The sequence below is a fragment of the Pedobacter sp. UYP1 genome (genome assembly GCF_040547305.1).
Lineage (GTDB): Bacteria > Bacteroidota > Bacteroidia > Sphingobacteriales > Sphingobacteriaceae > Pedobacter.
On record NZ_JBEPPL010000003.1, the window covers coordinates 276692 to 299485 of the forward strand.

The following is a 22794-nucleotide window of genomic DNA, read 5'->3' on the forward strand; positions in this document are numbered from 1 at the left end:
CGAAAATCAAGATTATGATACTGGAAAAGAGTACAGGTTATAAAAAAGTAATCAAATGGTTAAAAGGCAAGAAAAAAAAGCCCTTTAAATTCCAAACTGATGCCTGGCAATATTATGCAGAAGGTTACAGTGGTCTTGTGAATGCACCTACCGGTTTTGGAAAGACATTCTCGTTGTTTCTGGCTGTCGTGATTGATGAATTGAATACACAGTTACCTGTTAAAGCCAGTGCAGTAAAAGCGAGTGCGATAAAAGTAAGCGCGGTAAAAAAAAGAAAGAAGAGCACTGGACTAAAACTTATCTGGATTACTCCATTGCGTTCTTTAGCTAAAGATCTGGCAAGAGCCATGCGCGAAGTTTGTCTGGAACTGGAAATTGACTGGCAAGTAGGTGTGCGTAATGGCGACACTTCTCAAAATGAAAAGCTGAAGCAGAAAAAACAAATGCCAGAAGTTTTAATTATCACGCCTGAAAGTATGCACCTGTTACTTGCGCAGAAAAACAGTTTGAGTTATTTCGAAGATTTACAATGCATAGTCGCAGATGAGTGGCATGAGTTATTGGGCAGCAAGCGCGGGGTAATGGCAGAACTTGCCATCTCAAGAATTAAAGGCCTCGTCAAAGAGAAACATCCGGAAAGGCTGTTGAGAGTTTGGGGGATCTCCGCAACGATAGGAAATATGGAAGAGGCGCTGGATGTACTGGTTCCTGACCAGGATATTTTAAAAACAACTGTCGTTGCTGATATAGAGAAAAAGATACAAATTAAGTCGATCCTGCCTGATCATATTGACATGTTGCCCTGGGCAGGGCATCTCGGCCATAAACTGGCACATAAATTATTGCCCATTATTGAAAAGAGCAAAACCACTTTAATTTTCTGCAATACCCGTGGACAAGCTGAGCTCTGGTATCAGAACCTGCTGAAACTTGATGAAAACCTGGCAGGGCAAATCGCCATTCATCATGGATCAATAGATTACGAATTGCGCAACTGGATTGAAGAAGCTATTCATACCGGAGTACTGAAAGCAGTAATCAGCACTTCTTCACTCGATCTGGGTGTAGATTTTAAACCTGTAGATACGGTAGTTCAAATTGGTTCTCCCAAGGGGGTTGCCCGGTTCCTTCAACGTGCCGGACGCAGTGGCCACTCTCCTTTTGAGACTTCTAAAATTTACTTTTTACCTACCCATGCACTGGAACTGGTCGAAGCCGCAGCAATTAAAGAGGCAGCGAGAACGCAGAACATTGAAAGCCGGCAACCTGTAGTTATGGCTTTTGATACGTTGATTCAATATATGGTGACGCTGGCTGTTGGCGATGGATTTGATGATCAGAAATTATATAAAGAGGTAAAAAACACCTTCGCTTTCAGAGAGCTGGAACTTTCAGAGTGGAACTGGATGATGCAGTTTATCACTACTGGGGGCGATAGCTTAACCGCTTATACTGAATTCAGTAAAGTAGAAAAAGAAGATGGTTTATGGAAAGTTAAAAGCAGACAGGTAGCAATGCGGCATCGTTTACATATCGGAACCATTGTCAGCGATGCGATGATCAAAGTCAAATATCTGACAGGCGGGTATGTGGGTATGCTTGAAGAATCATTTATGGCTAAAATGAAACCTGGTAATAGCTTCACCCTGGCAGGCAGGGTGCTCGAATTTGTTATGGTTAAAGAAATGACTGTCCTGGTGCGTAAAAGTAAACTCAAAAGTGCAATTACGCCAAGCTGGATGGGTGGAAGGATGTCTTTAACTGCTAACCTTGGTGCAATTTTAAGAAAAAAGTATAACGAGACACTCGATAAAACACACCAGGACGAAGAGCTTGATATTATTCTTCCCCTATTTGAACGACAGGCAAAGGTTTCACATGTCCCCAAGGATGATGAGTTTCTGATTGAACTGATTAAAACCAGGGATGGCTATCATTTTTTCGCTTATCCTTTCGAAGGTAGACAAGTGCATGAGATCATGGCAGCATTGATAGCTTACCGGCTGGGTAAAGTAAAGCCTATAAGTTTTTCTATTGCAATGAACGACTACGGCTTTGAGCTGCTTAGTGAACAGCCTATTCCTTTAGATGAGGAAAACATCAAGCTGCTCTTCAGCCCGGCTAATTTGGGGGAAGATATTGTTGCAAGTATCAATGCGACAGAAATGGCAAGGCGGAAATTCAGGGACATCGCTTGTATTTCGGGTTTAGTGTTCCAGGGTTACCCTGGTAAATATGTTGCGAACAAACATTTGCAGTCTTCTTCTTCTTTATTTTTCAATGTCTTTAGTGATTATGACAAACATAACTTATTATTGCGACAGGCCTATGATGAAGCATTTTATCAGCAGATTGAAGAGCCAAGGCTAGCCGCAGCTTTGCGTAGGATACAAGCCAGTAAGGTAATAATTGTCAAAGCTGAAAGTTATACACCTTTGTGTTTTCCAATAAAAGTAGATAGTTTGAGAGAGAATATGAGTACCGAGGAATTGGGGGAACGGATAGCAAGAATGACTGCTGAAGCAGATAAAAAGCAGACCATACGGAGTAAAAAATGATCATTAATATTAAAGGAGAAGAGCTGGTATTGAGCCAGCAAAGAGCAATTTACTGGGCAAGCAAAAAGATGCTGATTATTAGCGACCTGCACCTGGGCAAAGGAGCTCATTTCAGAAAAGCAGGTATCCAGATTCCAGTCACGTTAAATACAGCAGACCTGAATAAACTAACAGCCCTGATTACCGAATTTTCACCTGATAGTTTATTGATTACTGGTGATATGTTTCATCATCAAATGAATAGTGAAGCAGAGCTTTTCCGCCAGTGGAGATTGCAATATCCGCTGTTGAAAATCATCCTGATCAAAGGGAACCATGACCGGTTAAAACCTGAGGATTATTTAGGTTTAGGTATTGAAACTTATCAAAAAGAATTATTAGCTGCACCTTTCAGGTTTATACATGATCAGCCTGAGGTCAGTGATGACTATTATAATATCACAGGACATATCCATCCGGGAGTAACGATCTATGGAAAAGCACGCCAGTTGATGAGGTTGCCTTGTTTCTATTTCGGGAAGAATTGTGCAATCTTACCTGCTTTCAGTGTCTTTACGGGTTTAAGTAAAGTTAAGGCAGAAAAGGGCGATTTATTTTATGCAATTACACCAGAAAGGGTCATCCTGATCGATCAGGAAAAGTAACGTTGTTACCTGCTAAAGTCGTACCTGCTTGATCAAGAAGCAGTATTGGTTTAATTACGCCAATAAATGTTTGGTTTAATTACGTCAATTAATGCTGGTTTGACCACGCCAATTAATGCTGGTTTAATCAGAAAGTCACCCCCTGATTAAACCAGTATAAATATTATAGTTTAATCTGCAGACTCAGCGATTAATGAAAGTAACATCTTAACAACCGTTTTATCAGTTTTAAAAGTCACATCACTTTCTTTCAGCTCATTCAAATCAATCCATCGGAAGGATTGCAAAGTTTCGGGATCAAAATCAAGAGCTTCTGTTTTGAACTTCATCGTTAAGGCATCTACCTCTCTAACCAGGTAATAGATACTGATGATCTGGCTATCATTGAAAGAAGACTTTTCGTAAAAATCTGTTGTATAGAAATGGCTTAAGACTTCTATTTCAGCATTACACTCTTCCATAAATTCACGTTTTAGTGCATCAATAAGGCCTTCACCATATTCTAATCCACCACCAGGAAACTTGCTGAAGCTTCGTCCCCCTGATTGTTCGTCGCTAACCAATAATTGATTATCTGCATTGATTAACAGACCGTAAACTCTTACATTAAAATAACTCATGGTTGAAATGTTTGTTTTGCTGATATTTATATAATCAGCTGCCTGAACTCAAATAAAATACGGAGTTTTCACGGTGCAAATATTTCATAAAGGCAACTAATAAGGGGACAAATATAAACAAACATCTCACCCATGCTATGATAAAAGCATTTCCTATTGGCTAAAATGTTTTTTATTTTTTGTCGCATTCTCTACGTTCCAGCCAATTTCTCCGGCAAATGCCTCTTGTCTGACCGGGCAATCTTTTAACTTGCAATAATTACAACATTCTGGTAAACAAGGATCGGCATGTATAAAAAGTTCGGTACTCCTGTCAGCATTTCCGTTGATTAAATAATCAATTGATGAAATTTCAGTATGTACCTGGTTCAAATCATAATAATAAGGAAGTGTCAAATGACAATCAATGTGAAGGTCTGAACCATATTGTTGCGCTCTTAAATTGTGAACATCAATCCAGGAATTATGCCTGTTATTCTGCAAGATACCTACGATGGTTTCAACAAGTTCCACATTACTTTCGTCCATTAATCCACCTACAGATTTTCTGGTTAGCTTGTACCCACTATATACAATATAGAAACCAAGCAAAATAGAAATCACGCTATCTAACCAGTAAATCTCCGTGACTTTGATTAAAAGTATACCTATGACCAAGCCACCACTGGTTACTGCATCCGTCAGCAGGTGTTTACCATCAGCCTCCAAAGTCAGCGAACGGTGTTTTTTACCCGTATTGATCAAATAATAACCAACCAGCAGATTAATCACCCCGGTAATCCCGATAATGATTGCTCCATCCAGCAGTTGATGAATTTCCCTTGGAACTATAAGATCATAACTGGATTTGAAAATGATAATTAATCCCGCGATTGCAATCAATACCCCCTCTACAAAAGCAGAAAAGAACTCTACCTTACCGTGACCATAAGGATGATTTTCATCTTTAGGCAAGGTAGCCAGATAAATACTGTAAAAAGCAAAACTACTGGCTAATACATTGACAATACTTTCGGCAGCATCTGTTAAAATCGCATTGGAATGTGTAATGAAGTATGCACAGAATTTGGCCAGCATCAGGACAACGCTAATACAGAGTGAAACGAGTATTGCTTTCTTTTTAGGCTGCAAAGGATTGATTTTAGCCTCAAAAATACGATTCTATAAGCATATAAGGGATAGGTTCATTATTAAATCGATAATAAGACCCCCCTTTAAATAAAAAATCAATAATTTATATATTATAAGTTACTTTTTTTAGTGCCAAATTGCTCCAGGTTTTTATATTTGCTTTCTTATAAGCGAATCATGACATTTTTATCGAAAAGAATCAATAACCTATCAGAATCACAGACCATTAAAATGGCAAAGCTGGGGAGAGAACTCACCGCTAAAGGAATTGATGTAATTAATTTAAGCTTCGGAGAGCCTGACTTTTTTACACCAGAACATGTTAAGGAGGCCGCTAAAAAGGCAATCGATGAGAACTATTCTTATTATACTCCTGTATCCGGTTACCCTGAACTGCGGAAGGCAATTGTTGAAAAGCTGAAGAATGAAAATGGATTAACTTATACTTTTGATCAGATTGTAGTATCAACTGGCGCAAAACAATCATTAGCTAATGCAGTAATGTGTTTGGTTAACCCCGGAGAAGAAGTAATTGTACCTACTCCTTACTGGGTTTCGTACTCTGAAATGATCAAATTAGCAGAAGGTGAAACTGTTTTCATCAATGCAACAGTAGAGAATGATTTCAAAATCACTGCCGATCAGCTTGAAGCTGCTATTACTCCTAATACAAAACTTTTCATGTTTTCTTCACCATGTAATCCAACAGGATCGGTTTACAGCCATGAAGAATTAGCCAGCCTTGCCGCTGTATTTGAAAAACACCCGAATATCTATATCATCTCTGATGAGATTTACGAACATATCAACTTTGTAGACAAACATGCTTCGATTGCATCTTTTGACGCGATCAAAGACCGCGTTATCATTATCAATGGTTTCTCAAAAGCCTATGCAATGACAGGCTGGAGAGTAGGTTATATGGCTTCCAACACTGAAATCGCTAATGCTTGTGATAAATTACAGGGTCAGATTACTTCAGGAACTTCATCGATTTCACAACGTGCAGCCCTTGCAGCTTACCAAAGCAGCCTGGACAGTGTAGTTGAGATGAAAAATGAGTTCAGAAAACGCAGAGACTTAGTTTATGGCTTATTGAAAGAAGTTCCGGGTGTTAAGGTAAACCTTCCGGACGGCGCTTTCTATTTCTTCCCGGAAGTGAAAGAATACTTCGGAAAAAGCTTTGATGGTAAAGTGATTACCAATGCTGAAGACTTATGTCTGTATTTATTAAACGAAGCACATGTATCAACTGTTACAGGTGAGGCTTTCGGTAACGAAGACTGTATCCGTATTTCTTACGCAGCAGCGGAAGAACAATTGGTAAAAGCGGTATCAAGAATTAAAGAAGCGTTAGCTAAATTGAGTTAGTTTATCAATTAGAATTATAAGTTTATTTAAAATACGGAAAGCCAGTGATCAATATCACTGGCTTTCCGTATTTTAACAACCTTCCAGTATCCTGATATTTCAATCCCATCAATATCTTCCTGCATTTAAAACAACATGGCATTTTCTTCAGCAGTTTCTAATAGTGAACCAGCTCAATTATGGCAAAGTAAAGCGAGGCAGATATATTGTCCCTTTGTACGGAGATACTGCCCGGAATTTCACCAGTGCAGAGGTATATGGCAATTAGTGGTACCTGGCTAAACGTTACCTCTATTACAGGAAAGATCTACCTTGAGTTATTTTTGAATTTACCAGTATAGCAGATAGCTATAAATAGATTACTTTAAAGTCGCTGGCAATGATTTTTATCTCACTTTCAGTAGAGAGAGTCTTTATGACATAACAATACAACTTAACATCATTAATCAAACCATTCCATTTTGAGTAAATATTATTTAAGGCAATATCATTCTGATCCGCTACGTAAGCGAAATCGATACATTCAACTGCAACTATTCCAAAGTTCATATTAAGACTTGCCCAATAAACATTTTCAAAAACAAGTTGCCCAAGCCCTTTATTGGTCCAATCTACCTCAAGTACTATAGTGTCCTTATTTCCTGGATTAGTTCTATCGATAGTAATATTCCTGATCTCTGAATCATGCCAATAATAATCTTCAAATTTCATAATCTTCATCGGCAGTATCCGGAAAACTACTTTTCTTAGATTTCATTAACTTTTGTAATGTCTTAACATCGGTGATGTCTTGTCTTCGACCTGAAACTTGTTTATTTTTTACGAGATCATTAAGGCCGATATAATTAATGACAAGATCATTATCGAGTTCTATCTTTTCCATATTTAATATCGCCTCACTAAACTTAACTCCATCAATGAGATTCAGCACATCAATGCGTAATGGTGGATATCCAATCTGACTAATTAACCCTTCAGTTAAAAAATCTTCCTTCTGAAAGCCAAGAGATTGTAACCCAAAATCATTCACAACTTTGAGCATTCGAATTGCATTTTCTTCAGATACATTAATCCAAATATCGAGGTCACCTGTATGACGAGGCTTACCATGAAATGCCAATGCATAGCCTCCTACAACCATGTATTCAACATTGTATTGGTTTAACAATTTAACAAAATCTTCAAAATCTTCGGCTAACGTCATACGTACATTCTTTTCTTTAACAGCTTAGTTTTATCCATTCTTTGTCCCTTTGTTAACGATTGAGAAATGATGTAGGTAACAGCGGCAGCACGCTCTTTTACCGGCCGGCTTAGCCAATATTTCAGGTCATTTTGTTCATCATTGGCATCTTTCATCATAACCCTCCTTAATACAGGTACTATTTTTCTAATTCGGGGTTCAGGAGCAGGCTTAGGTTTTAAAATAATATTTTTACGTTCTATCCGTATTTCCTGATTTTCATAAGCAACTTTAGCTTTACTCAAATAATTACTTATAGTGTTGTAATTAAACTGCGAATAGCTTAAACAAAAGTTTTTTAGATTAGAAAACACTTCAAAAGGATTCTCCGTGTTATTTTTCCAAAAAACTACAACCACTCTTTTTTCTTTAACACTTAGCCTTTCCATGTATCAAATATAACAAATATCATAACAATATTAGTCATAAGAAGCTAAAATTGTCCTGATTACTCCTTACAATTCTTAACCCATTCACTCAAAAAACCATTAAAAACCAACAGATTCACTCTATATTATTTAATGTGATTTGTACACTCCGCCATTTTAAGATCGAATCATTTTGAGCAAATTCTGATTAAAAAGACATTTACACAATTGAAGCAGGCAATAATGCACAAAAAAGTAGCTATTCAAGCTGACAATTCAAGTCCTCTTCAATTTCATCTTAAAGTAATTATACAGTCTTAACTTTCCAATTTATACCATGTTCCTATGAAATCTCTTTAGCTTTGTCGCTTCGTCTTAGCATTGAGGGGTATATTACATTTAAGAGGGATTATTTTACGTTATGCAAGCAGGTACAATCACGGACACATCTTCATCAAAAGTCCGCTTAACAATCACAAAATTCGTTACATTCACATTTCTCGGATATTTCACCATAGGTCTGTCTCTGGCAGTACTACCAGTTTTCATTCACCAGCAATTAGGCTACAGTCCAATGATTGCAGGAATAGTAATCAGTCTGCAATACGTCACTACTTTCCTGTTCCGCGGATATGCTGGAAATATCGTGGATAAAAAAGGGCCAAAACCAGCAGTTTTAATTGGTATGGGTGGATTTGCCATCAGTGGAATATTACTCTTTGCAGCTTATCATTTCAAAGATATCCCGGCACTAAGCTTAGGAATTCTGGTCTTAACCCGTTTCGTAACCGGCTTTGGAGAAGGACTGATTGGAGCTAGTCCTGTAAACTGGGCAATAATTGCAGTCGGCGATCAGCATACTGGCAAAGCCATATCCTTTAACGGCATCGCTAGTTATGGAGCGCTTGCTGTAGGAGCTCCATTGGGTGTAATCTTACATAACGCCTATGGCATTGGTAGTATCGGTATACTGATTATTATAGTCGGAATAGCCGGATTTTTTTATGCCAGAAGCCAGCAAGCTATGAAAGGCGACCAGAAAGAACCCAGACAGCCCTTTCTTAAAGTACTAAAAACAGTATCACCCTATGGAATCTGCCTGGCCTTAGGTGGCCTGGGATTCGGTACAATCTCTACCTTCATCACACTTTACTATGCTTCCCTGAACTGGGCTGGCGCAGTCTTATGTCTTTCCGTTTTCAGTCTGCTATTTATAGTTGGCCGTCTTATCTTTGGCCATTCTATCGAAAAATATGGAGGAATGAAAACGGCGATAGCCTGCCTGGCTTTGGAATCAGCAGGTCTGTTTATCCTATCTTTAGCAACTACTCCTCACCTCGCACTCGTTGGCGCAGGAATTGCAGGACTTGGCTTTTCCCTGATCTTTCCAGCTTTAGGCGTAGAAGCCGTTAAATTAGTCCCAGCCTCTAACAAAGGTGCCGCATTGGGAGGTTATGGCCTGTTTATAGATTTGTCTCTTGGAATTACAGGCCCATTAGTCGGCGCAGTAGCCAGTCATTTTGGAATGCTGTACATCTTCCCCTTTAGCATGACAGTTGTATTTATTGGTTTCGTAATGGCAGTACTCATTCATTACCAGCAAAAGAAAAGAATAATTATATAACTAATGATCAGCACATTAAAGAAAATTTAAGACCTTTTAAGCAGTTATACCATACTCACCTCCCTGCCCAACTATGCAGTATTTCCTGAATAGGATCTTTATCCAGTTTTTACGCCTGCTTTCCTCCTTAAACTGGTGGATTCAAAACAGGATATCCGTCAATTTTTTATTCTTCCCGAAAAAAATTAAGACCGTATAGCCTCTACCGGATCCAACCTCGAAGCCGAGAAAGCCGGCCAAAAACCAGATATCATGCCTATGACCACGGAAATACCAATCCCCATAATCACATTTTTCATATATAAAACCACTTCAACCTTTACCGCATAAGTAAACACCAGCGTTAAACTATACACAAGAAACAGCCCCAGTAATCCTCCTAAAACACAAAGCGCAACCGCTTCAAACATAAACTGCAATAAAATAAAGTAATTCTTTGCGCCCAGCGACTTCTGTATCCCGATGATATTTGTCCTTTCCTTTACAGAAACGAACATGATATTTGCAATACCGAAACCACCGACTAAAATAGAAAATCCACCAATCACCCAACCCGCTATCCTGACCATTTTAAACATCATATCCAGCTGATTAGAAATCATAGTCGTCTTGTTTAGTGCAAAATCTTCTTCAGCACCAGGTTTAGTCCTGTGAATAGACCTCATAGCCCCCTCAAGCTCACTTTCAACTTCCTCTAAAGGGATACCCGCTTTTCCTCTTACTGTAATCTGAGGGCCGTAATTACCATTCTGTACATCAAATAATCCCCGTGCTAAATTCAAAGGAATCAATACATTTTTATCCTGCGACATTCCGATCATATCCTCTCCCTCCTTCTTGAACACCCCAACAATCGTCAATCTGCGTCCCATTACCTTAATCTGTTTACCAACAGCAGCTTCACCATTAAATAATCCTGAAGCCACATCAGCACCAACAATAGTAACCGGAGCACCAGACTTACCCTCACTCTCGGTAAAATATCTTCCTTCCTGAAAATCAAGCGTCCAGGTTTTATCATAATCCTGTGTTCCTGCGTTCAACGTTACCCCATTTACAGAACTGCTTCTATACTTGATCGTTCTGTTACTCGCGGAAGCTTCAAAAGAAATCCCATCCACATTTCCCATCCGCTCTTTTAAAGCTTCATAATCCCTGATACTCGGATCAGGTCTGTTTATATATTTCCACCATGGATAATCACCACCAAAACCCCATGGCCATTTCTGCACAAAAAGCGTGTTTGAGCCTAATTTATCGACACTTTCCTGCAACTTATTCCGCAGCGTATCTACCCCCGAAAAAACGGCAATAATCGTGAATATACCGATTGTGATCCCTAACAAAGAGAGCATAGTCCGAAGTTTATTCTGACGGAGTGCATCGGCAGCAAACCTGAAACTTTCACCTATAAGTCTGAATATCATCATAATTACACTTTAGATTAAAAAAGGGGTAAAAGGTTACAGGAAATTCAATTTATTATCAGAAAATCTTTACAAGATGTTTGAGGCCCAGACACAATCTTTCCAAGCCATCGACGTTAAAAAACAATAACTATTCCGATGAATTTAAACATAAATTTATCAGAATAAATATTTATACACAAATGAGCATTAAATTTCTTAAATTTGCGGCCTTAATTATTTTATAAAAAACATGAAGTTATCTCAATTTAAGTTTAATCTACCTGAATCATTAGTTGCCAATAATCCTTCAGAACATAGGGACGAAGCCCGTTTAATGGTTTTGCATAAAGAAACCGGTAAAATTGAACATAAAATATTTAAAGATGTTTTAGAGTATTTTGATGATCAGGATGTCATGATTTTGAATAACACCAAAGTTTTTCCTGCACGTTTATACGGTAATAAAGAGAAAACAGGTGCGACAATTGAAGTATTTTTACTACGTGAACTGAATAAAGAATTACGTTTATGGGATGTTTTAGTAGACCCGGCACGTAAAATCCGCGTAGGAAACAAACTTTATTTTGGTGATGACGATTTACTGGTAGCAGAAGTTGTGGATAATACAACCTCACGTGGCCGTACTATCCGTTTCTTATTCGACGGTACTGACGAAGAATTCAGAAAAAACATTGAGATCCTTGGAGAAACTCCACTTCCAAAATATATTAAACGTAAAGCTACTGCACAAGATAAAGAACGTTACCAGACTATTTTCGCTAAACACGAAGGTGCTGTTGCCGCTCCAACTGCAGGTATGCACTTTAGCCGTGAGTTAATGAAACGTCTGGAGCTGAAAGGAATTAATTTTGCAGAAGTAACTCTTCACGTAGGATTAGGTACATTCAGATCTGTTGAAGTTGAAGATTTAACCAAACACAAAATGGATTCAGAGCAATTCATTATTGAAGAATCACAGGCTAATATCGTCAACAAAGCATTGAACGAAAAAAGACGTATCTGCGCTGTAGGTACTACTTCTATGCGCGCAATTGAATCGGCTGTTTCTTCAGGAAGAATGCTTAAACCAGCAAATGACTGGACAAGTAAGTTCATTTTCCCTCCATATGACTTCAGTATCGCAAATTCAATGATCACCAACTTCCACACACCTGAATCAACTTTACTGATGATGGTTAGTGCATTTGGAGGTTATGACTACGTTAGACATGCTTATGAAGTTGCATTGAAAGAAAAATATCGTTTCTACAGCTACGGTGATGCCATGTTAATCATCTAATTGCGGTAAACAAACCATAAAAAAAATAGGAGGATCTTTCGGTCTCTCCTATTTTTTTTGACTTGGAATCTGTTAAAAATTTATAAATTTAACCCTATGCTTCTGATTAAGCAGAAACTAAAGGCTTTAATAACAGAAAAACTCCTGACTTTATTAAATTAGATAGATGAAATATTATGCTATAATTGTTGCAGGTGGTAAAGGTAACAGGATGAATCTGGCCGTCGCGAAACAATTTTTAGAACTGGATGGCAAGCCTATTTTAATGCACACACTGGAAGCCTTCCATCAATGTGTCCTAAATCCCGAAATTATTTTAGTTCTGAACATTCACCAACACCAGTTTTGGGAAGAATTATGTAGCAAACATGACTTTAAAATACCACACCAGGTTATTAAAGGAGGACAAGAACGCTTTGATTCTGTTAAAAATGGACTGAAAGTAATCAAAGGGAAAGCTATTGTGGCCATACATGATGCTGTACGTCCTTTAATTACAGCAGAAGTAATCCTGCAATCTTACCAGATGGCAGCAGAAAAAGGGAATGCAATTACTGCAATACAGCCTGTTGATTCTATTAGAATAAAGCGTGAAGGACAAGATTCTGAAGCTTTGAACAGAGATGAACTCTACCTGATTCAGACGCCACAAACCTTCCAGATCGAGCAGCTAAAAAAGGCTTATCTTCAACCGTACCGGAATGAATTCACAGATGACGCTTCAGTGGTTGAAAGAGCGGGATTCAGCATCCATTTGCTTCAGGGAGAACGTGATAATATTAAAATAACTTATACACAAGACCTGGAACTTGCTTCCTTTCTGTTAAAAAAGAAAGGCTCCTGATTTCTCAGGAGCCTCTATGCATATTTTTCGCTATGTGGATCTGTTAAGCAGCTCTGTTGATTATTTTCAAGATAATTGCAATTACTGCAATCACCAATAATACGTGAATCAGACCTCCTACATCTCCGAATCCATGAAAGAAGAAGCCTATTACCCATAGAATGATTAACACTACTGCAACTAAATAAAGTAAATTTCCCATAATTGTAATTTTTGGTTCGTTAATTAAATGATTAAAAAAGTTGAGACAACTCCTGACATTTCATAAACAATCATCGTTCCAAAAAAAGAAAGCCCCGTTAAAGGAGCTTTCAATTATGCGTATTTAAGAATAACTTTAAATTTCAAGTAAATCTAATATTCGTCTTCATTAAAGAAAAAATCATCTTTAGTCGGGTAATCCGGCCAGATTTCTTCAATAGTTTCATACGGCTCACCGTCATCTTCTAATGCTTGCAGGTTTTCAATAACCTCTACAGGTGCACCTGATCTGATACCGTAATCAATAAGTTCGTCTTTTGTTGCAGGCCATGGAGCGTCTTCCAAATGCGATGCTAATTCTAATGTCCAATACATATTCTATACTATTTTATTGTTCTTATTTATTTTGCAAAAGTATATTAAAAATACTGATGAAAACAAATTTTTTTTCCACCATTTTATAACCTTGGTAACCAGATACTTTCATCTGTTTTATCATCAAAAGCAAGCTTCCTTGCCAGCACAAACAGATAATCACTTAATCTGTTCAGATAGATCGTGACCTTATCTTCAACAAAGCTATCCATGGCCAGATGTACTGTTAATCTTTCTGCCCTTCTGCAAATACATCTTGCAATATGACAATAAGAAACCACAGTATTGCCACCTGGCAACACAAAATGTTTGAGTTCCGGCAGAATTTCATTCATCTTGTCCATTTCTATCTCCAGCAGCGTAATATCCGTTAAATTTAAATCAGGAATTTTCATTCTTGACTTTTCAGGGTCCGCAGCAAGGGAGGCGCCAATGGTGAATAAACGATCCTGTATTTCCTTTAGTATCTGCCTGGCATGAATATCGATTTCCTGACATTGGATCAAACCAACATAGGAATTAAGTTCATCTACTGTACCATAACATTCAATACGCAGATGAAATTTTGGGACACGTGTCCCACCGATTAATGAGGTTTCCCCCTTGTCACCGGTCTTGGTATATATCTTCATTAATTATGTCCCATTTTTTCAAAATCTTCGCCTGCCTCCATTAATTTAGAAAGTCGCGGAGAAACAGTCTTGATATCTGTGTTCAAATAATCATTTTCAATCAGTCCATCACGCATTCTCACGATCCTGTGTGCATGTAAAGCAATGTCTTCTTCGTGCGTAACCAGAATGATCGTATTTCCTTTGCTATGTATTTCTTCCAGCAAGCCCATGATCTCTACCGAAGTCTTGGTATCCAGGTTACCCGTAGGCTCATCGGCCAGAATAATAGACGGATTGTTAATCAATGCTCTTGCAACAGCCACACGCTGCCGCTGACCACCCGAAAGTTCATTAGGCTTATGTGTAACCCGGTTTCCTAAACCTACGTTCTCCAGTGCTACTGTGGCTCTTCTATCGCGTTCTTTTTTGGTAATACCAGCATAAATCAGCGGTAAAGCAACATTATCCAATGAAGTTGATCTTGGCAACAGGTTAAAGGTTTGGAATACAAAGCCGATTTCCTGGTTTCTCACTTCCGCCAGTGCATCATCCGTCATTTGACTTACATTGATTCCGTTTAAGATATAATCACCTTTACTTGGCGTATCCAGACAACCCAAAATATTCATCAAAGTTGATTTTCCTGAACCCGAAGGCCCCATCAGGGCTACAAATTCACCTTTATTAATATTTAGTGAAACAGATTTCAAGGCATGGATAACCTCAGTCCCTATCACATATTTACGGCCTATTTCCTTGATATCTATTAACGGTTTTTCCATTTGTACCTATGTTTTAACGATGACAAGCTTGTTTAGCTTTGGAGATTAGACAGCGCCAGTGTTCTGTTGTTACAAAAAACGAAATTACTTATCCAGTATTTTCGGGACAAGAAAAAAGTCTTCATTGTGCAAAGCTGAATTTTTCAAACCTTCACTCACAGTAATATCCTGCTGAACAATATCTTCTCTCCATACATTCACTTCAGGATTCATATAGACAAGCGGCTCCACACCTTTAGTATCTAACTCATTTAATTTCTCCATAAAAGTCAGAATTTTGTTCATATCAACCTGCAAAGTTTCCACTTCCTGCTCCGCAATCTCTATTCTTGCAAGGTCTGCTACCTTATAAATTGTTTCTTTAGCTATGTCCATCTCTTTTAAAGCGTATTAATACCTGTTCCTCCTTTTTTATCAGAAAGGAATTCAAAAATACTCTTTTACAGGCAATATTCCACGCTAAAATATAGTCGTACCAGTTAAGGGAATACAGCGCAGGTTTTCAAACATTATATCGGTCATACACAGCCTGTTCATACATAAAAATCAATTATTAAACCTTCGGATGAGTGTTTTTTCTTAATTTTGACCTTCAGGAACCTATACTGGCAGGAATCAGCGCTGCCAATTAACATGAATCAATAAAGGTTTCAGCAAAAAAATCCAGCAAAATGAAAGAAACAGTAGTAAGTGGTATACGTCCAACAGGAAAATTACACCTTGGCAATTATTTTGGCGCAGTAGCCAACTTTATAAAGATGCAGCACGAGTATAATTGTTATTTTTTCATTGCTGATTTACACTCCTTAACTACACATCCTACTCCTGGAGATCTGCATGGCTACGTTAGAAACGTACTGGTAGAATATCTGGCTTGCGGCATCGATCCGGAAACAGCAACGATCTATATCCAGTCTGATGTTCCGGAAGTCACCGAACTTTATCTGTACCTGAACATGAACGCTTATATGGGCGAATTGGAAAGAAGTACTTCTTTTAAAGATAAAGTCCGCTCTCAGCCAGATAACGTGAATGCCGGGCTATTAACCTACCCTGCTTTAATGGCAGCAGATATCCTGATTCATAAAGGGGTTAAAGTCCCTGTAGGTAAAGATCAGGAACAACACCTGGAAATGACCCGTACTTTTGGTAACCGTTTTAACCGTTTATACAATTCAGATTATTTCCCTGAAGCTTTTGCTTTCAACTATTCAGCGAACCTGGTTAAGGTACCAGGTCTGGATGGAAAAGGAAAAATGGGAAAATCAGAAGGCGATGCGAATTGCATTTACCTGGCTGACTCTCCTGAAATCATCCGTAAAAAAGTATTAAAAGCAGTTTCTGATGGTGGCCCTACAGAAGAGAACCAGCCAAAGCCAGAAGCGATTCAAAACTTGTTTGACCTGATGAAAATTGTTTCCACACCAGATACCATTGCACACTTTGACGAACTTTACAACAAATGCCAGATCCGCTACGGCGATTTCAAAAAACAACTGGCTGAGGATATGATTGTATTTAACAGTCCGATCCGCGAACGTATTGAAGAAATCTCTAAAGACAGTGATTATCTGCGAAAAATAGCTAATCTTGGTGCAGAGAAAGCAAGAGAAAGTGCAAGGAAAACAATAAAAGATGTCAGAGAACTGATCGGTTTCAAACCATTTTAATACATTAGATTAATTTAAGCTCATCAGAGGATCATATGCATATAGCAATAGTTGGCAACATAGGCGCCGGTAAAACTACTTTAACAAGCCTGTTGGCTAAAAATTATGGTTGGGAAGCTTTGTACGAAGAAGTAGACAACAACCCTTACCTGGAAGATTTCTACAGCGATATGAAACGCTGGAGTTTCAATTTGCAAATCTATTTCCTGAACAATCGTTTTCAGCAGATCGTAGATATCCAAACCAATAAACGGGATGTGATACAAGACAGGACCATTTATGAGGATGCACATATCTTTGCAGAAAACCTTCATGAAATGGGTTTAATGACTACAAGAGATCACCAGAACTACAGAGATATTTTTGAGAACATCACCTCTTTCATTAAACCACCAGACCTATTGGTTTATCTGCGTGCTTCAGTTCCTACGTTAGTGAACAATATTCAACGCAGAGGACGTGATTATGAAGCAAGTATCCGTCTGGATTATTTGTCCAAACTAAACGAGAAGTATGAAGCCTGGATTAAGAACTACTCTTTGGGTAAACTGCTGATCCTGGATAAAGACAAATTAGATTTCACAAACAATCCGGAAGATCTGGGTACGGTGATACAAGCTATCGAAGCAGAAATACACGGACTTTTTTAAAATGGCCAAACTAGGAATTATTCCTGCCCGGTATGCATCAACGCGGTTCCCGGGCAAACCGCTGATCGATATCAACGGTAAAAGTATGATTCAGCGTGTTTATGAACAGGCTTGCAGCGCTGCAAGCCTTGATCAAGTTGTCATTGCTACAGATGACGAGAGAATTATTACCGAAATAAAGCGATTTGGCGGTGAATACGCTTTAACCAGATCTGATCATCAAAGTGGTACAGATCGTTGTGCTGAAGTGGCCAAAAACTTCCCGGGTTTTGACGTGATCATCAATATCCAGGGAGATGAACCCTATATTGATCCGGTTCAGATTGATTTATTGAGTTCCTGCTTTGAAGATCAGAAGGTTGAACTAGCTACGCTAATCAAAAAAATATATACTGAAGAAGAATTATTCAATCAGAACACCCCAAAAGTCGTACTTAATTCCAATCAGGAAGCCATTTATTTTAGCAGACAGACTATCCCTTTCCAAAGAAATAAAGCACCACAAGATTGGCTGAAGGCTTTTCAATTCTATAAACATATAGGAATTTACGGCTATACAACCGAAACCCTGTTAAGAATCACGCAACTGGAGCCTTCTTCACTAGAGCTTGCAGAAAATCTGGAACAACTCAGATGGCTGGAAAACGGCTACAAAATAAAAACCAAGGTAACTGATTTAGAGACATTTGCCGTAGATACACCCGAAGATCTGGAGAAAATCATTAGGATCAAGGGCAATTAATTCCCTATCTTAGGGAGAAAATACCTCTGCATGAAAAGCGTTTATAGTTCCCTTTTAATTTTAGCCCTGTTTTTAACAGCTTGTAATTCCTCAGAACCAGCTCACTTAAAAGATGGTGCATCCCATATAAAGACTGCTTTGCGTTCTTTTAGTGATACCACGAAACTGGATACGTTTAAAATTGTCCTGAATGGAGACGAGCCAAAAAATATGGAGCTTGTTTTTACAATTACCACACAGGGTGGTCAGCAGATTTATGCTAAAACACTGAAAGCCACAGCCCTGCTCGACAACTATAAAGAGAGCATCGATTTGGGCAAAAAGAAAGAACAGCTGCAATTCATGAGAGAAGAACTTTCCCTTTTCTTTGATGAGGAGAATTTTATTGAACCTGCGGTCACTGAATCAGAAAAACCTGACAACAATACACCCGATAAAAACTTTTTTGAAGAATTAAAAAAAACTGGTGTGAATGGTTTCAAATACCGTTTAGGCAAAGAAAGCAAGGTTTATATTGCCTGGTCTGAGCAGGAAAAAAAGGTCAAAAACTACTATGAATGCTGCAAATAACGCGACAATGTTAGTGTATGACAACTGCCAGGAATAATTAATTGCGTACTCCCCGGTTTTTAACTCAAAATTGTCGATTGGCGCTATATTCACATCTTAAAACGATAAATCAAAATAACACACATAATTAATCTCATTGTAAATCAGTTGATTACAATTATAATTCGTTTTATTCGCCAATGTGTATACTAATTTCTAAAATTAATATTAGATTTACCTTAGTGTTACGGCCTGGTGTTTTAGCATTATTTAACTACGCATATTCTAACCAAATATAAAATAGAAAAAGGCCGGGTATTTTATCTGGTCTTTTTTTTTGAGCAATAGCGTCATCCAATCACAGTTATTCGATTAGATTCACAATTAGTTTCCCAATTCCACAATATTTCCGTAGCTTTGTATCCCGTACAAAAACAATAAAAACGCCCTTAAAAGCGGCTTTTATTTCACAAACTCACAAACATGACTAAGTATATTTTTGTTACGGGCGGTGTTACTTCCTCTTTAGGTAAGGGCATCATCTCCGCTTCATTGGCCAAACTTTTACAAGCAAGAGGTTACCGTGTAACCATTCAGAAATTCGATCCGTATATCAACATTGATCCGGGAACGCTAAATCCCTATGAGCATGGTGAATGCTACGTAACTGAAGACGGTGCTGAAACTGATTTAGATTTGGGTCATTATGAGCGTTTCTTAAATGTACCTACTTCACAGGCTAACAATATCACTACAGGTCGTATTTATCAGAATGTAATCAACAAAGAACGTCAGGGTGAATATCTGGGAAAAACTGTTCAGGTTGTTCCGCATATCACAGATGAGATTAAACGCAACATGCGTATTCTTGGTGAAACAGGTGACTATGATATCGTGATTACTGAACTTGGTGGAACTGTTGGAGATATCGAGTCTCTACCTTTCATTGAGGCGGTAAGACAATTCAAATGGGAAGCTGGCGCGAATAACGCGATTGTGATCCACTTAACACTGATCCCTTACCTTGCAGCAGCTGGTGAGCTTAAAACAAAACCTACACAACATTCAGTTAAAGCATTACTGGAATATGGTATTCAGCCAGATATCCTGGTTTGCCGTACAGAGCAGCATATTAACATGGATATCCGTAAAAAGATCGCCTTGTTCTGTAATGTCAACGTCAATGCAGTTATTGAATCTATCGATGCTTCTTCTATTTATTCTGTTCCATTGTTAATGATGAAGGAACAATTAGATAAAACAGTATTGAGCAAACTTAAACTGGCACAGAGAAACGAGCCGGATATGGAGAGCTGGAAAGACTTTTTAGGAAGACTTAAAAATCCAACTTCTGAAGTCAGAATCGGCCTGGTAGGTAAATATGTGGAATTACCAGATGCTTATAAATCAATTATTGAAGCTTTCATTCATGCAGGTGCTAAAAATGAATGTAAAGTAAGAGTAGAATATATCCATTCTGAAGAGGTTAATCCAGAAAATGCAAAAGAGAAACTAGGTCATTTAGATGGTGTTTTAGTTGCACCAGGATTTGGTAGCCGTGGTATTGAAGGAAAAATTGATGCAATTCGTTACGTTCGTGAAAACAACGTTCCTTTCTTTGGTATTTGTTTAGGTATGCAGTGTGCGGTTGTTGAGTTTGGCCGTAATGTACTGGGCTTAAAAACAGCGAATACGACTGAAATCGATGAATTAACCGTTGATCCTGTGATCAATATGATGGAAGACCAGAAAACAGTAACAACTAAAGGTGGTACAATGCGCCTTGGTTCTTACCCTTGTGATGTTAAAAAAGGTACTAAAGCATTTGCTGCTTACGGTAAACAGCACATCAATGAGCGTCACAGACATCGTTATGAGTTTAACAGTGCTTATTTAAGTCAATATGAAGAAGCTGGTATGATCGCATCAGGTACTAATCCTGACAGTCATTTAGTGGAAATTGTAGAGCTTAAAAACCATCCTTTTTTCGTTGGTGGACAATTTCATCCGGAATTAAAATCAACAGTTGCTAATCCTCACCCACTTTTTGTTAAATTTGTCGCCGCTGCGATGGAGTATGCGAAGAAAAAAACAAACTAATACGCGTTTAAATAACAATAATGGATAAAAATACATTCACAGGATTGTTCCTGATCATGATCGTTTTGGCGGGTTCCTTCTATTTCTTCAAGCCAAGTGAGGCTGAAATGAAGAAAGAACGGGAGCGGATCTCTCTTGATTCCGCTAGTAAAGCTGGTGTTAAACATGCACCTGCTGCTCTTGCTGAAAATGCACCGGCTCCGCAATTAGACTCAGCAGCGCTGAAAGGTCCTTTCGGAACCAGTATTTCTGGTACTGCTACAACCAGCGTATTAGAAAATGAAGCTTTAAAATTAACTTTCACTAATAAAGGTGGTAAAATTAAAGCTGTAGAAGTAAAAGGTGAAAAGACTTACCTTGATAAACCAGTCGTATTGTTTGATGGTGACGAAAACATTTTCGGCTTAACCTTAAACGTTGGCGGTAAATTGGTAAAGACCAATGATCTTTATTTTACAGCAACAAAAACAGCTAATGCAATGGTAATGCGCGCTAATTATAGCGCGGATAAATACATTGAGTTTGTTTATGATTTACAGCCTAAATCTCATAATGTTGGTTTCAACATCAACTTAAAAGGGATGAACCAGGTTATTCAGAGAGATAGTATCTCACTGGACTGGGAAACTGTATTACTTCAACAGGAAAAATCGTTGAAAAACGAGCAGCAATATTCTGCACCTTATTACAAGTATGCAGAAAAAAACCCTGATCACCTGAGCATTGCTAAAGATGAAACAGAGAATTTGTCTAAAGCTAAAATTGAGTGGATTGCCTTTAAGCAACACTTTTTCTCAGCTGTGCTGATTCCTGCTGATCCTTTTAACAAGGTTAACCTTGCGGTAAGAATCCTGACTGAACCAGGTCATGTAAAAGGATATGCTGCAAAAGTAAACCTTCCTTTCAACCAGCTTGATGCGCAGAATTACAAGATGAAGTTCTATTTCGGAACCAATCAGTTCAAAGTACTGAAAGCTCAGGGACAAGAAATTGAAAAACTGGTAGAAATGGGTTACTGGCCATTGAAATACATCAACAGGTTTGTTGTATTGCCAGTATTTAACTTCCTGGAGAGCTTTGGCTGGAATTACGGTCTGATCATCTTAGTCTTAACTATTGCCTTAAAAGTTGTATTGTCACCATTGACTTACAAGTCTTATATCTCTATGGCTAAAATGAGAATCTTAAAACCAGAAATGGATGAGATTAAAGCCAAAGTAGGTGAAGACAATGCTACTTTATTACAACAGGAATATCTTAAACTGTATAAGCAGGTAGGTGTAAATCCACTGGGCGGTTGTTTACCGATGCTGCTTCAGTTGCCTATCGTAATGGCATTCTTCTTCTTCTTCCCGAATTTATTCGAATTAAGAGGACAAAGTTTCTTATGGATGCATGATCTTTCAACTTATGATGACTTCATTAAATTTGGATTCACAATTCCGTTTATTGGTGACCACTTAAGTTTAATGTGTGTATTGATGACGATCTCTACCCTGATTTATACTTATTTCAATAACCAGGTATCAGGTGCTACCGGACAAATGAAATACATCGGTTATATTATGCCGGTTGTATTCTTAGGTGTACTGAACAGCTACCCTGCTGGTTTGAACTACTATTACTTCCTGGCGAATATGCTAACCTTCGGTCAGCAGTTCCTGATCAAGTCAATGGTTAACGATGAGAAAATCCACAATATTCTGAAGGAAAACAAAAAGAAACCTGAAGAGCAAAAGAAAAAATCTAAGTTCCAGACTCGTTTAGACGATTACATGCGTCAACAACAACAAGTTAAAACACAGGAAAAAAAGAATAAATAAGTATTCAAAAGATTCCAGTAAATGGCCGCTTTTCTTTAAGAAAGGCGGCCATTTCTATTTTAATACCATTTAGCAAAGCTCCATTGTTTAGGAATTATGTAAAATTTAATATACAAATGGCATATATTGGTAAAAAATTACAATTTTTAAGGCTGAATTTAAATCCCAACCCCTCA

The 22794-nt window shown here is 38.1% G+C and carries 23 protein-coding genes; 12 read left to right on the forward strand and 11 right to left on the reverse strand.

Annotated elements, in window-relative coordinates; genetic code table 11:
• Window positions 1-14 precede the first annotated feature (14 nt).
• Window positions 15-2558: a ligase-associated DNA damage response DEXH box helicase gene (locus ABIB30_RS09035; protein WP_354301236.1), complete on the forward strand. Its 2544-nt coding sequence runs from the start codon at window positions 15-17 to the stop codon at window positions 2556-2558.
• On the forward strand, window positions 2555-3202 hold the full coding sequence (pdeM, locus tag ABIB30_RS09040; protein WP_354301238.1) for a ligase-associated DNA damage response endonuclease PdeM: 648 nt from the start codon (window positions 2555-2557) through the stop codon (window positions 3200-3202). The genes ABIB30_RS09035 and pdeM overlap by 4 nt, the downstream gene beginning before the upstream one ends.
• A gap of 170 nt (window positions 3203-3372) precedes the next feature.
• On the opposite strand, the gene ABIB30_RS09045 is transcribed toward pdeM, so the two are convergent.
• Both ABIB30_RS09045 and ABIB30_RS09050 read right to left on the reverse strand, forming a co-directional pair.
• Entirely contained in the window at window positions 3373-3822 is a 450-nt protein-coding gene (locus ABIB30_RS09045) for an NUDIX domain-containing protein (RefSeq protein WP_354301240.1), read from the reverse strand.
• A gap of 153 nt (window positions 3823-3975) precedes the next feature.
• Window positions 3976-4953: a cation diffusion facilitator family transporter gene (locus ABIB30_RS09050; protein WP_354301242.1), complete on the reverse strand. Its 978-nt coding sequence runs from the start codon at window positions 4951-4953 to the stop codon at window positions 3976-3978.
• 177 nt (window positions 4954-5130) lie between these two features.
• On the opposite strand from ABIB30_RS09050, the gene ABIB30_RS09055 reads away from it, so the two are divergent.
• Complete coding sequence (locus ABIB30_RS09055; RefSeq protein ID WP_354301244.1) at window positions 5131-6324, forward strand: pyridoxal phosphate-dependent aminotransferase; 1194 nt, start codon at window positions 5131-5133, stop codon at window positions 6322-6324.
• 348 nt (window positions 6325-6672) lie between these two features.
• On the opposite strand, the gene ABIB30_RS09060 is transcribed toward ABIB30_RS09055, so the two are convergent.
• Genes ABIB30_RS09060 through ABIB30_RS09070 form a run of 3 tightly spaced genes read right to left on the reverse strand, consistent with a single transcriptional unit; the run spans window position 6673 to window position 7956 of the window.
• Window positions 6673-7035 (reverse strand): hypothetical protein, encoded by a 363-nt coding sequence (locus ABIB30_RS09060; RefSeq protein ID WP_354301246.1) that lies wholly within the window; start codon window positions 7033-7035, stop codon window positions 6673-6675.
• Window positions 7025-7528, reverse strand: a complete 504-nt coding sequence (locus ABIB30_RS09065) for a nucleotidyltransferase (protein ID WP_354301248.1) — start codon at window positions 7526-7528, stop codon at window positions 7025-7027. Before ABIB30_RS09065 ends, ABIB30_RS09060 begins: the two co-directional genes overlap by 11 nt.
• A complete protein-coding gene (locus ABIB30_RS09070) occupies window positions 7525-7956 on the reverse strand; it encodes a hypothetical protein (protein ID WP_354301250.1) in 432 nt (143 codons plus the stop codon). The genes ABIB30_RS09065 and ABIB30_RS09070 overlap by 4 nt, the downstream gene beginning before the upstream one ends.
• Before the next feature lie 400 nt (window positions 7957-8356).
• Here ABIB30_RS09070 and ABIB30_RS09075 point away from each other — a divergent pair, with 400 nt between their 5' ends.
• Window positions 8357-9559, forward strand: a complete 1203-nt coding sequence (locus ABIB30_RS09075) for an MFS transporter (protein WP_354301252.1) — start codon at window positions 8357-8359, stop codon at window positions 9557-9559.
• A gap of 185 nt (window positions 9560-9744) precedes the next feature.
• Here ABIB30_RS09075 and ABIB30_RS09080 read toward each other — a convergent pair whose 3' ends face one another.
• Window positions 9745-10989, reverse strand: coding sequence for an ABC transporter permease (locus ABIB30_RS09080; RefSeq protein WP_354301254.1), 1245 nt, complete (start codon window positions 10987-10989; stop codon window positions 9745-9747).
• A gap of 229 nt (window positions 10990-11218) precedes the next feature.
• Here ABIB30_RS09080 and queA point away from each other — a divergent pair, with 229 nt between their 5' ends.
• Both queA and ABIB30_RS09090 read left to right on the forward strand, forming a co-directional pair.
• Window positions 11219-12268: a tRNA preQ1(34) S-adenosylmethionine ribosyltransferase-isomerase QueA gene (gene queA, locus ABIB30_RS09085; protein ID WP_354301257.1), complete on the forward strand. Its 1050-nt coding sequence runs from the start codon at window positions 11219-11221 to the stop codon at window positions 12266-12268.
• Window positions 12269-12434: 166 nt separating this feature from the next.
• The gene (locus ABIB30_RS09090) at window positions 12435-13112 is read left to right on the forward strand and encodes a 2-C-methyl-D-erythritol 4-phosphate cytidylyltransferase (RefSeq protein WP_354301259.1); all 678 of its coding nucleotides are present in this window, start codon (window positions 12435-12437) and stop codon (window positions 13110-13112) included.
• A 43-nt stretch (window positions 13113-13155) separates the two neighbouring features.
• On the opposite strand, the gene ABIB30_RS09095 is transcribed toward ABIB30_RS09090, so the two are convergent.
• The 5 genes from ABIB30_RS09095 to gatC form a co-directional block, all read right to left on the reverse strand.
• On the reverse strand, window positions 13156-13314 hold the full coding sequence (locus ABIB30_RS09095; protein ID WP_111632538.1) for a lmo0937 family membrane protein: 159 nt from the start codon (window positions 13312-13314) through the stop codon (window positions 13156-13158).
• A gap of 152 nt (window positions 13315-13466) precedes the next feature.
• Entirely contained in the window at window positions 13467-13688 is a 222-nt protein-coding gene (locus tag ABIB30_RS09100) for a DUF2795 domain-containing protein (RefSeq protein WP_008240955.1), read from the reverse strand.
• 83 nt (window positions 13689-13771) lie between these two features.
• On the reverse strand, window positions 13772-14320 hold the full coding sequence (locus ABIB30_RS09105) for a cob(I)yrinic acid a,c-diamide adenosyltransferase (protein WP_354301261.1): 549 nt from the start codon (window positions 14318-14320) through the stop codon (window positions 13772-13774).
• On the reverse strand, window positions 14320-15084 hold the full coding sequence (locus ABIB30_RS09110) for an ABC transporter ATP-binding protein (RefSeq protein WP_068396348.1): 765 nt from the start codon (window positions 15082-15084) through the stop codon (window positions 14320-14322). Before ABIB30_RS09110 ends, ABIB30_RS09105 begins: the two co-directional genes overlap by 1 nt.
• 84 nt (window positions 15085-15168) lie before the next feature.
• On the reverse strand, window positions 15169-15459 hold the full coding sequence (gene gatC / locus ABIB30_RS09115) for an Asp-tRNA(Asn)/Glu-tRNA(Gln) amidotransferase subunit GatC (protein WP_354301263.1): 291 nt from the start codon (window positions 15457-15459) through the stop codon (window positions 15169-15171).
• Between the two features lie 296 nt (window positions 15460-15755).
• Here gatC and trpS point away from each other — a divergent pair, with 296 nt between their 5' ends.
• The 6 genes from trpS to yidC all read left to right on the forward strand — a co-directional run bounded on the left by trpS (window position 15756) and on the right by yidC (window position 22618).
• Window positions 15756-16754, forward strand: coding sequence for a tryptophan--tRNA ligase (trpS, locus tag ABIB30_RS09120; protein ID WP_354301265.1), 999 nt, complete (start codon window positions 15756-15758; stop codon window positions 16752-16754).
• 35 nt (window positions 16755-16789) lie between these two features.
• Window positions 16790-17404 (forward strand): deoxynucleoside kinase, encoded by a 615-nt coding sequence (locus ABIB30_RS09125; protein ID WP_183866417.1) that lies wholly within the window; start codon window positions 16790-16792, stop codon window positions 17402-17404.
• A gap of 1 nt (window position 17405) precedes the next feature.
• Window positions 17406-18146, forward strand: a complete 741-nt coding sequence (gene kdsB / locus ABIB30_RS09130; protein ID WP_354301267.1) for a 3-deoxy-manno-octulosonate cytidylyltransferase — start codon at window positions 17406-17408, stop codon at window positions 18144-18146.
• Between the two features lie 30 nt (window positions 18147-18176).
• A complete protein-coding gene (locus ABIB30_RS09135; protein ID WP_354301269.1) occupies window positions 18177-18716 on the forward strand; it encodes a hypothetical protein in 540 nt (179 codons plus the stop codon).
• Window positions 18717-19178: 462 nt separating this feature from the next.
• Window positions 19179-20795, forward strand: coding sequence for a CTP synthase (gene pyrG / locus ABIB30_RS09140; protein WP_354301271.1), 1617 nt, complete (start codon window positions 19179-19181; stop codon window positions 20793-20795).
• A gap of 20 nt (window positions 20796-20815) precedes the next feature.
• On the forward strand, window positions 20816-22618 hold the full coding sequence (gene yidC, locus ABIB30_RS09145; RefSeq protein WP_354301273.1) for a membrane protein insertase YidC: 1803 nt from the start codon (window positions 20816-20818) through the stop codon (window positions 22616-22618).
• Window positions 22619-22794 lie beyond the last annotated feature (176 nt).

What these genes read in the sequence shown, in the direction of transcription:
- ABIB30_RS09035 (WP_354301236.1), top strand. Translation starts at nt 15, where the DNA reads ATGATACTGGAAAAGAGTACAGGTTATAAAAAAGTAATCAAATGGTTA.
- pdeM (WP_354301238.1), top strand. Translation starts at nt 2,555, where the DNA reads ATGATCATTAATATTAAAGGAGAAGAGCTGGTATTGAGCCAGCAAAGA.
- ABIB30_RS09045 (WP_354301240.1), bottom strand. Translation starts at nt 3,822, where the DNA reads ATGAGTTATTTTAATGTAAGAGTTTACGGTCTGTTAATCAATGCAGAT.
- ABIB30_RS09055 (WP_354301244.1), top strand. Translation starts at nt 5,131, where the DNA reads ATGACATTTTTATCGAAAAGAATCAATAACCTATCAGAATCACAGACC.
- ABIB30_RS09060 (WP_354301246.1), bottom strand. Translation starts at nt 7,035, where the DNA reads ATGAAATTTGAAGATTATTATTGGCATGATTCAGAGATCAGGAATATT.
- ABIB30_RS09065 (WP_354301248.1), bottom strand. Translation starts at nt 7,528, where the DNA reads ATGACGTTAGCCGAAGATTTTGAAGATTTTGTTAAATTGTTAAACCAA.
- ABIB30_RS09070 (WP_354301250.1), bottom strand. Translation starts at nt 7,956, where the DNA reads ATGGAAAGGCTAAGTGTTAAAGAAAAAAGAGTGGTTGTAGTTTTTTGG.
- ABIB30_RS09075 (WP_354301252.1), top strand. Translation starts at nt 8,357, where the DNA reads ATGCAAGCAGGTACAATCACGGACACATCTTCATCAAAAGTCCGCTTA.
- ABIB30_RS09080 (WP_354301254.1), bottom strand. Translation starts at nt 10,989, where the DNA reads ATGATGATATTCAGACTTATAGGTGAAAGTTTCAGGTTTGCTGCCGAT.
- queA (WP_354301257.1), top strand. Translation starts at nt 11,219, where the DNA reads ATGAAGTTATCTCAATTTAAGTTTAATCTACCTGAATCATTAGTTGCC.
- ABIB30_RS09090 (WP_354301259.1), top strand. Translation starts at nt 12,435, where the DNA reads ATGAAATATTATGCTATAATTGTTGCAGGTGGTAAAGGTAACAGGATG.
- ABIB30_RS09095 (WP_111632538.1), bottom strand. Translation starts at nt 13,314, where the DNA reads ATGGGAAATTTACTTTATTTAGTTGCAGTAGTGTTAATCATTCTATGG.
- ABIB30_RS09100 (WP_008240955.1), bottom strand. Translation starts at nt 13,688, where the DNA reads ATGTATTGGACATTAGAATTAGCATCGCATTTGGAAGACGCTCCATGG.
- ABIB30_RS09105 (WP_354301261.1), bottom strand. Translation starts at nt 14,320, where the DNA reads ATGAAGATATATACCAAGACCGGTGACAAGGGGGAAACCTCATTAATC.
- ABIB30_RS09110 (WP_068396348.1), bottom strand. Translation starts at nt 15,084, where the DNA reads ATGGAAAAACCGTTAATAGATATCAAGGAAATAGGCCGTAAATATGTG.
- gatC (WP_354301263.1), bottom strand. Translation starts at nt 15,459, where the DNA reads ATGGACATAGCTAAAGAAACAATTTATAAGGTAGCAGACCTTGCAAGA.
- trpS (WP_354301265.1), top strand. Translation starts at nt 15,756, where the DNA reads ATGAAAGAAACAGTAGTAAGTGGTATACGTCCAACAGGAAAATTACAC.
- ABIB30_RS09125 (WP_183866417.1), top strand. Translation starts at nt 16,790, where the DNA reads ATGCATATAGCAATAGTTGGCAACATAGGCGCCGGTAAAACTACTTTA.
- kdsB (WP_354301267.1), top strand. Translation starts at nt 17,406, where the DNA reads ATGGCCAAACTAGGAATTATTCCTGCCCGGTATGCATCAACGCGGTTC.
- ABIB30_RS09135 (WP_354301269.1), top strand. Translation starts at nt 18,177, where the DNA reads ATGAAAAGCGTTTATAGTTCCCTTTTAATTTTAGCCCTGTTTTTAACA.
- pyrG (WP_354301271.1), top strand. Translation starts at nt 19,179, where the DNA reads ATGACTAAGTATATTTTTGTTACGGGCGGTGTTACTTCCTCTTTAGGT.
- yidC (WP_354301273.1), top strand. Translation starts at nt 20,816, where the DNA reads ATGGATAAAAATACATTCACAGGATTGTTCCTGATCATGATCGTTTTG.